This window comes from Roseibium denhamense (assembly GCF_009711415.1).
GTDB lineage: Bacteria > Pseudomonadota > Alphaproteobacteria > Rhizobiales > Stappiaceae > Roseibium > Roseibium denhamense.
The window spans coordinates 74860-89113 of the sequence record NZ_SMLZ01000109.1 but is presented as its reverse complement, the minus strand read 5'-3'; the positions used below and the strand labels follow the sequence as shown (position 1 = coordinate 89113).

Here is a 14254-nt window from a genome sequence, read left to right as displayed (position 1 = left end):
GAAATTTTACATCCAATGACCAGACTAAAACGTGAAGACTGCAAGAGTCTTTCGAATTCGCAGGACACACAGACCGGAGACAGAACAATGCGGCAACGGATCGTAAGCATGATTCAGGATGCAACGTTCTGGCTCGTCCTGGTTTTCATTTGCGCGTCCGCCATCTCTGCCTACGTCATCGCGGTCGATTTCGGCCAGAAGGCCAGAACCGCCGACCTCTCGGCCGCTGCACAAGCGCAAAACGAGCTGTTGACCGCGACCCGGTCGTTCTACTCGCGCGAAGTGATCGACAAGGTCTATCTGTCAGACGACATGTCGGTCAGCCATGACTATCATGGCAAAGACCTGACGATCCCGGCACCTGTGTCCATGACCCTTGGGCTTGAGGAGGAACTGGCTGCGCTTGGGGCATCAAGCCGGATCAGGATGTTGTCCAATCATCCGTGGCCATGGCGTCAGGACCGTGAACTTGACAGCTTCGAACGTGAAGCGCTGGCGGCTCTTAGCGAAGCTCCCGACCAACCCTATCAGCGGCTTGAAGCGAGAGCCGACGGAAACGTCTTCCGCAGTGCGCGGGCCGTTCGGATGGAGGACAGCTGCGTTGCATGTCACAACTCCCACCCGGAGTCTCCCAAGACCGATTGGGAAGTCGGGGACATCCGGGGCATTCAGGAAGTCATACTGCCGGCAAGCGCGCTCTATGGCGGCGGTGTCACTTCGATAGACAGTTTGATCGTGCTTCTCGGGGTTGCCTTCCTTGCCGCTGTCGCCTTGACACTTGTGCTGTCTTCTCAGCGCCAGAGAGCACTCACACGGGTTCATGACCTTGCAGACGCAGAACGGGAGAAGAACGCGGCTTTGCAAGCCGCGATCACGCGCGCCGAAACCGGTGAGGCGCAGGTCAATGCGGTCCTTGAAACCATGCTGGATGGTGTGGTGACCCTGTCTCCCGGCGGGGATCTTTTGAGCGCCAATCCGTCGGCCCTGCGAATGTTTGGGGTGGCCTCGTTCGATGATTTGTCCGGCAAACGGATTTGCGACATCCTGCCTGAAGACGATGCGAATGTATTGCCATTCGAGTGTTGCGCCGGTCCATCGCCGGAGCTCGATGACGACAAGGCAAGATTTGAAGTAACCGGGCGGCGCTTCGATGGCAGCCGCTATCCGGTGGAGCTGTCCTTGTCCAAAACCGTGGTGGACGGCCGGGTGACCTATACGGCCATTTTGCGGGACCTGACCGAGCAAAAAGCCGCCGCCGCCAAGCTGCTGCAGGCAGAAACGCGGCTCGTCGATGCGATCGAATCCTTGCCCGATGGGTTTGTGCTTTATGACGCGGATGACCGCCTGGTCATGTGCAACAGCAAATACAAGGAATTTTACCGCCGCAGCGCGGATCTCATCGAGGTCGGCAAGACATTTGAGGAGATTATCAGGGACGGGGCACAGCGGGGGCAATACCAAGTCTCTGGAGAAGCCTTGGAGGACTGGGTGGAGCTCAGGATGCAGAACCACCGGCATCCGGGCGCGCCTATGGAACAGCACCTGGATGACGGCCGCTGGCTCAGGGTGATCGAGTCCCGCACAAGTGAAGGCGGCTTGGTCGGCTTTCGAGTCGATATTACCGAATTGAAAAAGCGGGAGCAGGAACTGGTTCGTAGCCAAAGCCTGCTGCGCAATGTGGTCTCCGCATCCTTTGACGGCGTCATCGTTATGGATGGGAACGGCACTGTTCTGGATTACAGCCCGTCCGCGGAAGAGGTGTTCGGCTGGAAAGCTGCCGAAATCGTTGGGGAAAAGATGTCGGACTACATCATCCCCGAAAAATACCGGGCCATGCATGATGCCGGACTGGAAAAGTTTCTGAAGACGGGCGAAGGGCCCGTTCTTGGAAAACGGATCGAAATTGAAGGCCTGCACAAGGAGGGCCATCAGATTATCGTGGAACTCGCGATCCGCCATACCAAGGGTGAACGCGGGCCGCTGTTTCTCGGCTATGTCCGCGATATTACCGAGCGAAAGGCTGCTGAAGAGGCTCTGCGGGACGCCAAGGAAAAAGCTGAGGCTGCCAATGAAGCGAAGGCCAAATTCCTGGCGATGATGAGCCATGAGATCCGTACACCTATGAATGGTGTGCTCGGGATCCTCAGCCTGCTGCGTGATACGGATCTTGATCCCGACCAGAAGTCCTATGTCAAAACTGCGCGCGACTCCGGCCGGTCACTTCTTGAGTTGATCAATGACATTCTCGATTTCTCAAAACTGGAGGCCGGACGTACCGAGCTTGAAACTGCGCCCTTCCGCCTCAAGACGGTGGTCAGAAGCATTGTCGATCTGTTCATGCCGATTGCTCAGGAAAAAGGGATCGGCATGGAGTTGATTTATCCGGCTGATGTTCCTCAAGTTGTGACAAGTGACGCAGGGCGGTTGCGGCAAGTGCTGCTCAATCTTGTGTCCAATGCGGTCAAGTTCACGGAATTGGGGTCTATTCGTATAACGGTCTCCGTCGACAAGGATGACCCGGTTCGTCCGGTCTTCCGCTTTTCTGTCCAAGATACCGGTATCGGAATACCCAAGGACAGGCACGAAAGCTTGTTCGGTGACTTTGTCACGATCGACAGCAGCTACACTAAAAAACAGGGCGGCACTGGGCTCGGTCTGGCCATCAGCAAGCGTATCTCGGACCTGATGGGCGGTGAAATCCTGGTGGAGAGCTTGCCTGGGGCCGGCAGCACGTTCCATTTCTGTGTTCCGCTTGAACTGGCCGATGAGCAGGCAGAATTGCCGGAGCCGGAAGTAGCCATGCTGGAGGAACATATTCCGGATGGATTGACAGTGCTCGTGGCGGAGGACAATGCAACCAACCAGATTGTAGTGTCTCATGCCCTTCAGCGGGCCGGATGCGACATTGATATCGCCAACAATGGCAAGGAAGCGGTCATCGCTGCCCAAAACCGCGATTATGACTGTATCTTGATGGACATCTCTATGCCGGAAATGGATGGGCTCGAGGCGACCAGGCATATCCAGAACGGACACCGGAATACAAATACGCCGGTCATCGCCCTAACAGCCTATGCCTTGCGTGGAGATAGGGAACGGTTTCTTGCGGCTGGAATGGCGGATTTCCTGTCCAAGCCGGTTGAGAAGCAGGACCTTCTCGCCTGTATTGCCCGCAATGTCCGCAGGCATGCCAGCGCGTTTGATCATGCAATAACACCTGCCACGCATCAGGAACTGTCGGAGGCCAGAGTGCTTCTGGCGGACATGCCGCCGGCGTTGCAGGAAAAACTTCTCAACCAGTTCAAAGCAGATACCCGGGAAAAACGCGAAGCGGCCCGTCTGGCGGCGCAAACGCATGACTTTACTCAGCTGGAACGCGCAACACATGCCTTGAAAAGCGTTGCCGGGACATTTGGCGCAACACGCCTGACGACGATTGCGGCAGAAATCAACACTTTGGTCCGTGAGGAAAAAACCGCATCTGCCCTGACACGGGTGGACGAACTGATTTCAATAAGTGACGATACGTTAGCAGATGTGAAAGCTTTGGCGGACGAGATGGAAATAGGCTTGGCACCCGATCCATAAAAGCTCCGCAAGACTTTGAGGGAATGGCTTTGAAAGTTCTGATTGTCGAAGACACGTTGTCGCTTGCAACTGTTTATGAGCATCATCTGTCCCGTGCGGGAATTGAAACCACCCATGTGGAGACCGGGCAGGCAGCGCTCGCCAAGATCCGCAAGGGCGGGATCAGCGTTGTCCTATTGGACCTGCAATTGCCGGATATGAACGGCCTTGAAGTCCTCGCAACTGTGCGGGAAGAACAGCTGCCGGTCACCGTTGTTGTCGTGACCAGTTCAGGATCGATCAAGACCGCAGTCGACGCCATGCAGGCGGGCGCCTACGACTTCATCGTCAAGCCGGTGGCTGAAGAGCGGCTTGTTACGACAACCCGGAACGCGCTGGAGCGTGAAACCCTTACGGAAGTCGTTGCAGAGGTTAGAAAACCTTCCGGCGGAAAGGCCAATCACGGCTTTGTCGGTTCGTCCCTGCCTATGACCGCTGTCTATAAAATGATCGAAAGCGTCGCCCGGTCGAATGCGTCTGTCTTCATCACAGGTGAAAGCGGTACCGGCAAGGAGGTCTGCGCAGAAGCCATCCACAAATCCAGCCCCCGCGCTAAAAAACCTTTTGTGCCGCTCAATTGTGCGGCCATTCCGAAAGACCTTATTGAATCTGAAATTTTCGGCCATGTGAAAGGCGCCTTTACCGGAGCAACGGGTGATCGCGATGGAGCTGCGGCGCGTGCTGATGGCGGCACTCTCTTCCTTGACGAGATCTGCGAGCTGGAATTGAGTCTGCAAGCCAAACTTCTGCGCTTCCTGCAAAGCGGAACGGTTCAGAAGGTCGGCAGTGACAAGCTCACCAAGGTTGATGTGCGCATCGTCTGCGCCACCAACCGGGACCCGCAAGAAGAAGTGGAAGCCGGCCGGTTTCGCGAAGACCTCTATTACCGTCTTCACGTTCTACCCATCGGGCTGCCGCCACTCAGAGCCCGCGGGGCGGACGTCCTTGAGCTGGCCCGGCATTTTCTCATCAAGTTTGCTGGCGAAGAAGGGAAAACATTCGAAGGCTTTTCTGTTGAGGCAGAAGAGGTTTTGATGCGCCATCCCTGGCCGGGCAATGTCCGTGAAATGCAAAACACAATCCGCAACTTGGTGGTGCTGAACGAAGGCCCGATTGTCGAGGTGGACATGCTGGCAACGCTTCAGGGACGTCAACCCTCAGCTCCCCGACCAGCGCCAGCCGTCCCGCTCAGTGTGCCGCAGGCGGCTAGTCCGCCCGCATCAATTGTCAGCGCCACGGGTGATGTCTGGCCGCAAATTACGCTGTCTCTCGGTCAACCCTTCGAAACGCTTGAGCGCAGCATAATCGAGGCAACGATTGACGCTTGTGGCGGCAGTCTTCCGAAAACCGCACGTGTGCTTCAGGTCAGCCCCTCCACCCTTTATCGCAAGAAAGAGATCTGGGCGGCGCAGGAAAACGAGACCGGTGGAGATGACCTGACCGGTGCTCCCGATGACGATGGCGTCGCCGTGAATTCCTGAATTTTTCCATGATTATGCACTCACAGCTCAGGATGAACTGCCAGCCCGGATCATGGTTTCCGCTATGCCTACAGCTGCTGCATGCGACGTGATCGGCAGCTTGCCATCTATGAGACTGCGTTGAACGTCTTTCCGTGACTGCAACTTGACCTGCATATCTTCAAGGTCACCGGGTGAGGGGTCGTTGAGTTTGATGACATGGCGGGCGACGAATATGTGGCCAAGTGCAACGCGTTGATTGCCGTGAAGAACCAGTGACGGTCCGGCAAGCCAACGTCCACCGCCATAACCGGTTTCTTCAAGCAGCTCCCTGCGGGCCGCGAATTCCGGATTTTCACCCGGGTCGATCTGTCCGCCCGGAAGTGTCAGGCAGACCTGGCCAACACCATGTTTGTATTGCTCCAGCAGCAGCACTTCGTCCTGGTCGGTTACCGCGTAGATGGTCGCGTAGGTCGGTAGGTCAATCTGATAGTAGTCCTCGACACGTGTGAGATCAGGTAACTCGACTGTTTGTCGAAGGACTTTCAGACGATCTCCGGCCTCAAACACCTTTTCGCTGCTTAGCAGGCTCCAGTTGGTGTTTGGCTCTTGTTGTTTTGCTAGCTCCATTTCATGCCTCAACTTTTTCCAAGGCCGGCGCGGCAGAGTTTTGTTCTTGCTGCAAAAGACGGCGGAACTCGTAGCTTAGGAGCTGGCTGACATCGGACGGCCCCGCAATGATCGAGAGCACGTCCTTTGACCCAAACGCTTCAGACAGCGCTGCGGCATAAGAGCTTGATGCTGCAGGTGTCATGTAACCGACAAGCCTTGCATTTTTGTGCCGCTTCAGGAGGTGGCGCATGACAAGATCCGAAGAGAAGGTTTTCGGAACAATGAGAAGGCTTGTTGCCGTATCTCTGTGAATACAGTAGTCAGGGAACCTTGCGTTGAATTCATGGATGATCGTTGACAGTTCATCATGTTCGCCTTCCCAGGCCGCATATTCACCGATTTCCCGAAGTGTCGACTGGTATCCGGCAATGCAAAGGCGCAGGGTTGCTGACCCGTTTTCAAGCATCGGTGCGCGTTTTTCCGGGTAAGCGCTGGTCTGTATGACTTTCACCATGAACTCATAAAGGTCGTCGGAAAAGTCATGCTCATGCTGGAGCACCAGCTCGTCACGGACCCAGAGTTCTGTGCCTCCGGCTGCGTAAAGTCCGGCACAGGCGGCCCGTAGGGAGGAAGGCACCCGGGCCATTATGTCCGTGATGCTCGTGTTGGAGAGAATGTAGCAGGGCCGCTTGTTCGCAAACGCAGTTAGGTAACGGGCAAACTCGACATCCATCCGGCCCTTTGGGCTCGGCACAAGCGTGTCGAGATCGAATACGTAAACATCATTGATCGGCGCCGGGCTTTTCCAACCGATTGGGCCAGTGACTTGTCCGATGGGGGCAAATACCGCTTTTGGAAACATGACAGCCTCTCCTTTGTGAGATTTGGTTTGGAGAGACGGGGTGCAACTGGCTTGCCAAGTGCAGTGGCTGTGTCCCGTGGGCAATTTTTCTTAATTAAAACATATGCCTATCCGTTGCGGTCGCGCTTTTGTTGCCGATTTTGCCCGTTATCATTTCTGATTTCCGGAAGCTTTCTTTCTGAATTCGCGAAATCCGATCTGATTGTGTTGCGCTATTTGGGATGTCCTCAAATCCGGCTGTCAGGCTTTATTATATAGGCCGCGTTTCATCGGCTTTTCATTTGATAAATGCGCGGGGTTGATCGCAAACTTGCATGTTTCCGAAATCCCGAAATTTTTTTGTTCGAATTTGAATTTTTGTTTTCAAAATCAAAAGGCCAGCAAACAAGAGAAAGTGGTGAGAATTTTGTAAATCACTGTTTTTATTTGCCTTTAATGTGCCAATCCGGTTTGGCACGGCGCTTGTAACTGTTGCCCCAGGACCATCACACTGGGAGCAGTGATATGAAAATGCATGTAGGAAAATTCGAAGCCGTTCAAAGACTCAATGGATTTGATTGGCGTGTAATTGAAACCAAGGACACCATCAGTGTTATCGGCCTGGGATATGTTGGAGCCGTTTCCCTCGCCTGTCTGAGCTCGCTTGGCCACAAGGTCATCGGCGCCGACATTGATGCGAAGAAAGTCGATTCCATCTCCTGGGGTCAGAGCCCAATCGTTGAAGACCAACTCGGTGACTTACTGACCGCAGGTGTCAATGACGAGCTGCTGACCGCCACCACCGATGTCTCACGGGCAGTCTTGGAGTCAGACGTGACGTTTGTCTCCGTTGGTACTCCGACCAGCGAAGATGGCGGCTGCGACACGCGTGCAATCAAAGCGGTTGCCCGGTCTATCGGTGCTGCGATTGCGGCCAAGGACGCCTTCCACGTCGTCGTTCTGCGCTGCTCCGTTCCTCCGGGAACGACACTCGAGATCATGACCCCGATCATCGAGGAAGTGTCCGGCAAGCGTGCCGGCGAGGATTTCGGCGTGTGTTTCAATCCCGAGTTCTTGCGGGAAGGCACGGCTGTTTCCGATTTTCACGCACCGCCCAAAACGGTGATCGGTGTAACGGATGAGCGCACCGCGAACATCTTGAAAAAGATTTATGCACCGGTTGATGACAACCCGATCGTCACCTCTGTTGATGTCGCCGAACTGGTGAAATACGTCGACAATGTCTGGCACGCCACGAAGGTGAGCTTTGCCAACGAAGTTGGTCGCCTTTGCAAGCCGATGGGGATCGACAGCCATAAGGTCATGGACATCTTTGTTCAGGACACGAAGCTGAACCTCTCGCCCTACTACCTGAAGCCTGGCTTTGCCTTTGGCGGCTCTTGCCTGCCCAAGGAAGTGCGCGCCGTTTCGCATCTTGCAGAACAACTGAATGTCAGTGTTCCGCTCATCGACTCGCTGATCCCGACCAACGACCAGCAAGTCGAAGAGGCCATCGAAATGGTCCGCAAGACCGGTGCCAAGAAAGCCGCCATCCTCGGTGTTGCGTTCAAGCCGGGCACGGACGACCTGCGGGAAAGCCCGGTTCTGGAACTGATTGCGGCCCTGCGCGCCGAAGGCGTGGAGGTCACCGCTTACGACCCGGCCATCGTGCCTGGTCCCCATATCGCACAGCAGTTTGAATATATGCAGCACGCTTCACCGCATCTCAAAGCTGTTGTCGATGCCTTGCCCGACTTCCTGAAACAGACCCCGGAAGAGGCCATCGCGGACGCTGATGCAATCATCGTTTCGCAAAACGGTCCGGCTATTCGGAGTGTGATGAGATCCAAAAAGGAAGACGCGGCAGTGGTGGATTTGGTCCGCCTGCACGCTGAACCGCCGGCATGCTCCCGCTATGCGGGGATCGGCTGGTAGGACCATCCACTCCCGTCCGCTCCCTCCCGTGGCCCCATCTTAAGAGATGGGAGGGGGCGGACACCTTCAGATCTGCAGATGGTGGGTCGCTTAAGCGTCAAAGCTTCGTGGTTAGGTCATGGGAAATAGGGTTTTCGAAAAACCACACGCGAAGCAGCGTGGCCCTACTCATACTCAAGACAAACAACACCAATGCAATCACCGTTTATTGAAGGTTTCATGGGTCTAATACTGGAACCAACGATGACTTTCAGAGTTCATTAATGGTGAACTCACTAGCTATCCGGATGACGGCCTTTCCTGAAATTCAGCCCTAAAAAAAGTATCTGTAACATCCTCGATTTGCCCGGTTTCCAGCATGTCCCGCAAAACGCGCGTTACGCTTGGTACCAAATGGCCGTTTTTTGAATGAAGGTAGTGAAAAAAATCAACCTGCTCCAAAGAGCCGCCGACAGCTTCAATACACCCACGATCTGCGCGTTTGGAATAACGCTCCAAGGCAATTTGAGGACCGACTACAGCATCTAGGCGATCCAGCTTGAGCATATCAAAGAGCTCCTGGAAAGAATCTCCCAGCCACACGTTTTCATATCCGGCAGTATGTCTTGATAAAACGCGTGCTCCATTTAATTGGCCCCAACGTTTTTGCGTCATTGATTCGCTGGCGAGGAATTCAAGGCTACAGGAAAATATTCTGATGTCGATCTGCATGATCGGTACATCTATACGCCGGAGAGCTGGGAATTCGGTTTCAAACAGTTTCGGCCCGGCAATAATGCCATCAACTTCTGCAATTGATGTTGGAAGAATATTACGCGACCGCGCCATAGGCAGTTTCTTGATCGAAATGCCCATTTGGTCATACGCGGCCTCAACTATCCGAACAGCCAACCCAATCGGCGCAGCGTTGTCAGCCATAGAAAACTTAAGGGTCTCCTGAGCTTGCGACGAGGGCCCAAGCCAACCCAATACACACAAAGTGAAGACTAAATGTTGGAGCCTTGCCCACATGGAATTCCTCAGCTCTCAGCCACATCGTCCAACGAAAAGCAACGCAAATGGAGTCGTCGCCAAGACAGAATATGGCAAGTTTGCTCACACTATATCAGTAATCAGTGCTGTTTGGAGTCCAATAGCTCAAGGTCGGAGTTTGCGATTCATATAGAAGAATACGGATTTCCGGATGGTGATTGTCCTTCAAAAAAGACCGTCAGTCTGCGCCGGTCTTTTTTGTTTTTCGGTTCAGCTTTTATGCAGGCGGGATTAACCGCCAAAGTCGTCAAGCATGATGTCTTCCCGGTCGACGCCCAATTCCAGAAGCATGTTGATGACAGAGGAGTTCATGATCGGGGGACCGCACATATAAAATTCACAGTCTTCCGGCGCGGGATGGTCTTTCAGGTACTCGTTGTAGAGCACGTTGTGAATGAAGCCGGTGTAGCCGCTCCAGTTGTCGTCCGGCTGTGCATCTGACAGTGCGACATGCCATTCGAAATTGTCGAACTCTTCGGCGAGCTGGTCGAAGTCCTCAACAAAGAACATTTCTTTCTTGGACCGGGCGCCGTACCAGAACGTGATCTTGCGATCCTTGTTCTTCAGACGCTTGAGCTGGTCGAAGATGTGCGAGCGCATCGGAGCCATACCGGCACCACCGCCGATAAAGACCATCTCTTTTTGGGTGTCACGGGCAAAGAATTCGCCGAACGGACCGGAGATTGTCACCTTGTCCCCGGGCTTCAGGTTGAAGATGTAGGAGGACATCTGTCCGGGAGGAATGCCCGCGGAGCCTGGAGGCGGAGAGGCGACACGCACGTTCAGCATGATCAAGCCTTTTTCGTCCGGGTAGTTCGCCATCGAGTAGGCGCGCTCGATTGCCTCCGGCACGTTGGACTCGTATTGCCACAGGTTAAACCTGTCCCAGTCCTCGTGATATTCTTCGCTGATGTCAAAGTCCTTGTAGGACAGCGTGTGCGCCGGTGCCTCGATCTGGATATAGCCGCCAGCCCGGAAATTGACGTCTTCGCCTTCCGGCAATTCAAGAACGAGGTTCTTGATGAAGGTTGCAACGTTGTCATTCGACCGGACGGTGCATTCCCATTTCTTGACGCCAAAGACTTCCTCGGGAACCTCAATCTCCATGTCCTGCTTGACAGCAACTTGACAGGACAGCCGGTCGCCGCACGCCGCTTCACGTTTGGTGATATGGCTTTCTTCCGTCGGCAGAATGGAGCCGCCGCCTGAGTGAATTTTCACCCGGCATTGGGCACAGGTGCCGCCGCCGCCGCAAGCGGACGGAACAAACAGTTTCTGTTCGCCAAGGGTTTGCAGGAGTTTGCCGCCAGCCGGCACCGAGATGGTTTTTTCGCCGTTGATGCTGATATTGACGTTGCCTACCGACACGAGTTTCGACCGGGCGGCCAGAATGATCGTGACGAGCGCAAGAACAATCAGGGTAAAGAGCAGTATGCCTAGTCCGAATGTGGCCACAGGGCTCTCCCGTTACAGTTTGACGCCGCTGAAGGACATGAAGGCGAGTGCCATCAGTCCAGCAGAGATAAAGGTAATGCCAAGGCCTTGAAGACCTTCAGGAATGTCGGAGTATTTCAGCTTCTCGCGGACACCAGCCATAGCTGCGATCGCAAGGGCCCAGCCAAAGCCTGACGACAGGCCGTAGGTCACGGATTCGGTGAAGTCGTAATCCCGCTCCACCATGAAAAGCGACCCGCCGAGGATGGCGCAGTTCACTGTAATGAGCGGCAGGAAGACGCCGAGAGCATTGTAGAGCGGCGGAAAATACTTATCGAGCACCATCTCAAGAATCTGAACCAGTGCCGCGATCACGCCGATATAGGAGATCAATCCGAGAAATGTCAGGTCGACATCGCTAAAGCCTGCCCAGGAGAGGGCTCCCGGCGCAAGCAGGTAGTTCAGGATGATGTTGTTGGCCGGCACGGTGATGGCCTGCACGATCATCACAGAGATGCCAAGGCCGATGGCGGTTGAGATCTTCTTGGAAACCGCGATGAACGTGCACATGCCCAGGAAGAAGGACAAGGCAAGGTTTTCAACGAAGATCGCTTTGACGGCGAGAGAGAGTAGGTGTTCCATCAGTGGGACTCCACGGCCTGGATCTTGTACTCGGCATCTTCAACTTGCTCAGGCTTCCAGGTGCGGAATGCCCAGATCAAAAGACCGATGATGAAGAACGCCGAAGGCGGCAGCAAAAGCATGCCGTTCGGGATGTACCAGCCGCCGTTGTTCACCGTTTCGAAGATAGTCAGGCCGAACAAGCTGCCGGCGCCGAACAGTTCGCGGATGAAGCCGACAAGCATCAGGATCAGGCCGTAGCCGAGACCGTTTCCAACACCGTCGATGAAAGAGGCGAGGGGCGGGTTCTTCATTGCGAACGCTTCCGCACGGCCCATGACGATACAGTTGGTGATGATCAATCCGACAAAGACCGAAAGTGTCTTGGAGATCTCGAAGGCATAGGCCTTCAACAGCTGATCGACGATGATCACAAGCGATGCGATGATCACCATCTGCACAATAATCCGGATCGAACCCGGAATATGGTTGCGCAGCATCGAGATGAACATCGATGAAAAGCCTGTCACCAGAGTGACCGCAATCGACATCACGAACGCGACTTGCAGCGACGAGGTCACCGCAAGAGCCGAGCAGATGCCAAGCACCTGGAGTGTGATCGGGTTGTTGTCGACCAATGGATCGACCAGCATTTTCCGTTTGGTCTGCGCCATCAGATCTCTCCTGCTTGCAGGTTCTCAAGGAACGGAGCGTAACCGGCTTCCCCCATCCAGAACCGGACCAGATTGTCCACGCCGACGGAGGTCAAAGTGGCACCGGCCAGAGCATCGATATGATACTCAGGCCCTTGGGGCGGGGCTGTTTTCGCAACTGTAATGAGCAATTCGCCGCTGTCATCGCGGAGCTTCTTGCCTTGCCACAGGGCTTTCCAGCGCGGGTTGTCGACTTCCGCGCCCAGCCCCGGCGTTTCCGCGTGCTGATAGAACTGAAGCCCGTAAATATCGTTGCCGTTCGCTTCCAGCGAGATGAAGCCGTAAAGTGTGGACCACAGGCCATAGCCGTGAAGCGGCAGGATCACCTTGTCGAGGCTGCCGTCGTCCTTGCGGAGCAGATAAACCGTCACGAATTTCGATTGGCGGCCGATGGAGGCCGGATCGTCTTCAAGAGCGATTGATGTTGCGGGGTCGCTTGCCGCTGCAAGATCGTCAAAGGTCGCCGGATCGAACTGATCGGTGAACTCGCCTGTTGCAAGCTCCAGGACATGCGGCTCGAACGTTGCGAATGCCTCGGTCACGTCAATGCCCGGTTCGTAACGGCCTGCGACCTGCAAGATGTTGACCTGTTTGTCCTTTAGCCTGTTGACCTCCTGCAACGGCCGCAGGGACACGGCCGCGGCAGATACGATCATCGAGGCGACCAGACACAGGCTGACGGCGACAAAAACGGTTTTCGGAACGGAGTCGGGCGGAAGGTCTAGAAAACGCCGCACGAAACCCTTTTTGGCTTCATTTGCTTTTTGAGGGGTGTCTTCAGGCATTCCGTTTCGCCCTGCGTTTGATGTTTGCCTGTACGACGAAATAGTCGATCAACGGCGCGAACACGTTGCCGAACAGGATCGCCAGCATCATGCCCTCAGGGAAGGCAGGATTGATCACGCGGATCATCACGACCATGACACCGATCAAGGCACCATAGATGTACCGGCCAAGATTGGTGTGGGACGCGGAGACTGGCTCCGTCACCATGAAGGCAAGACCGAAGGCGTATCCGCCAATCACAAGGTGCCAGTACCACGGCATGGCGAACATTGGATTGGTGTCTGATCCAATCAGATTGAGCAGGGTCGAAAAGCCGATCATCCCCGCAAGACAGCCCACGATCAGCCGCCAGTTTGCGATTTTGGTGATCAAGAGGAATGCCAGGCCGATGAAACAGGCAAGGGCGGAAGTTTCGCCAATGCTTCCCTGCATGACACCCAGGAACGAATCCATCCAGGTCACGCCGTATTCGGCCAGTTGCGTGTAGCTGTCAGATGCGGTGACGGACAGGGCGGTCGCGCCGGAAAACCCGTCAACGGGTGTCCAGATTGTGTCGCCGGACATTTGCGCGGGATATGCAAAGTAGAGGAAGGCGCGGCCGGTCAGGGCGGGGTTCAGGAAGTTCTTGCCTGTGCCACCGAAGACTTCCTTGCCGATGACCACCCCGAACGCGATACCAAGGCCAACTTGCCACAAGGGCGCGGATGGCGGCAGGATCAGCGCATAAAGCATGGAAGTGACAAGAAAACCCTCGTTGACTTCGTGGCCGCGGATGGTTGCAAACACAACTTCACAGATGCCGCCGACGACTAGAGTGGTCACGTAGATGGGCAGAAAATAAAGAAGACCATGGAGGATATTGGCCAGTGGATTGGCCGGATTAAAGCCGATGCCGAGGGCCTCTATGATCCAGGCCCGCCATCCGGAAGCCCCGTAGGTGGCAATGGCCGAGTTGGTCTGGAAGCCAACATTGTAAAGCCCGACGAGAATGCAGGGGATCGTTGCAATGACCACGTAGGTCATGATCCGCTTCATGTCGATGTAGGACCGCGCGTGCGGGGCGACCGTTGTCACCGTTTTGGGCGTGTAGAGGAAACTCTCCACCATTTCGTAGATGGGGAAGAGTTTCTCGTATCTGCCGCCTTTGACAAAATTGGGCTCAATACGGTCAAAGAAGTTGCGAAGACCCAAGG

The 14254-nt window shown here is 55.1% G+C and carries 11 protein-coding genes; 3 read left to right on the top strand and 8 right to left on the bottom strand.

Features of this window, described 5'->3' with window-relative positions; all coding sequences use genetic code 11:
* Positions 1-108 precede the first annotated feature (108 nt).
* Positions 109-3588: a PAS domain S-box protein gene (locus E1180_RS12810; protein WP_208997118.1), complete on the top strand. Its 3480-nt coding sequence runs from the start codon at positions 109-111 to the stop codon at positions 3586-3588.
* A gap of 23 nt (positions 3589-3611) precedes the next feature.
* Positions 3612-5108 carry a sigma-54-dependent transcriptional regulator gene (locus E1180_RS12805; RefSeq protein WP_208997117.1) on the top strand — a complete coding sequence of 499 codons (1497 nt, stop codon included), beginning with the start codon at positions 3612-3614 and terminating at the stop codon, positions 5106-5108.
* A 27-nt stretch (positions 5109-5135) separates the two neighbouring features.
* Here the strand turns inward: E1180_RS12805 and E1180_RS12800 are convergent, their stop codons facing one another.
* Both E1180_RS12800 and E1180_RS12795 read right to left on the bottom strand, forming a co-directional pair.
* On the bottom strand, positions 5136-5717 hold the full coding sequence (locus E1180_RS12800; protein WP_155191578.1) for an NUDIX hydrolase: 582 nt from the start codon (positions 5715-5717) through the stop codon (positions 5136-5138).
* Position 5718: 1 nt separating this feature from the next.
* On the bottom strand, positions 5719-6561 hold the full coding sequence (locus E1180_RS12795; protein WP_155191577.1) for a hypothetical protein: 843 nt from the start codon (positions 6559-6561) through the stop codon (positions 5719-5721).
* A gap of 504 nt (positions 6562-7065) precedes the next feature.
* On the opposite strand from E1180_RS12795, the gene E1180_RS12790 reads away from it, so the two are divergent.
* Entirely contained in the window at positions 7066-8475 is a 1410-nt protein-coding gene (locus E1180_RS12790; RefSeq protein ID WP_155191576.1) for a nucleotide sugar dehydrogenase, read from the top strand.
* Between the two features lie 279 nt (positions 8476-8754).
* On the opposite strand, the gene E1180_RS12785 is transcribed toward E1180_RS12790, so the two are convergent.
* The 6 genes from E1180_RS12785 to E1180_RS12760 all read right to left on the bottom strand — a co-directional run bounded on the left by E1180_RS12785 (position 8755) and on the right by E1180_RS12760 (position 14252).
* Positions 8755-9393, bottom strand: coding sequence for a type 2 periplasmic-binding domain-containing protein (locus E1180_RS12785; protein ID WP_155191575.1), 639 nt, complete (start codon positions 9391-9393; stop codon positions 8755-8757).
* A gap of 345 nt (positions 9394-9738) precedes the next feature.
* Positions 9739-10962 (bottom strand): NADH:ubiquinone reductase (Na(+)-transporting) subunit F, encoded by a 1224-nt coding sequence (gene nqrF, locus E1180_RS12780; RefSeq protein WP_341873557.1) that lies wholly within the window; start codon positions 10960-10962, stop codon positions 9739-9741.
* A 12-nt stretch (positions 10963-10974) separates the two neighbouring features.
* Positions 10975-11583: an NADH:ubiquinone reductase (Na(+)-transporting) subunit E gene (gene nqrE / locus E1180_RS12775; RefSeq protein WP_155191574.1), complete on the bottom strand. Its 609-nt coding sequence runs from the start codon at positions 11581-11583 to the stop codon at positions 10975-10977.
* On the bottom strand, positions 11583-12236 hold the full coding sequence (locus tag E1180_RS12770; RefSeq protein WP_155191573.1) for an NADH:ubiquinone reductase (Na(+)-transporting) subunit D: 654 nt from the start codon (positions 12234-12236) through the stop codon (positions 11583-11585). The genes nqrE and E1180_RS12770 overlap by 1 nt, the downstream gene beginning before the upstream one ends.
* Positions 12236-13060, bottom strand: a complete 825-nt coding sequence (locus tag E1180_RS12765) for a Na(+)-translocating NADH-quinone reductase subunit C (protein WP_155191572.1) — start codon at positions 13058-13060, stop codon at positions 12236-12238. The genes E1180_RS12770 and E1180_RS12765 overlap by 1 nt, the downstream gene beginning before the upstream one ends.
* Complete coding sequence (locus E1180_RS12760) at positions 13053-14252, bottom strand: NADH:ubiquinone reductase (Na(+)-transporting) subunit B (protein ID WP_155191571.1); 1200 nt, start codon at positions 14250-14252, stop codon at positions 13053-13055. The genes E1180_RS12765 and E1180_RS12760 overlap by 8 nt, the downstream gene beginning before the upstream one ends.
* Positions 14253-14254: the final 2 nt, after the last annotated feature.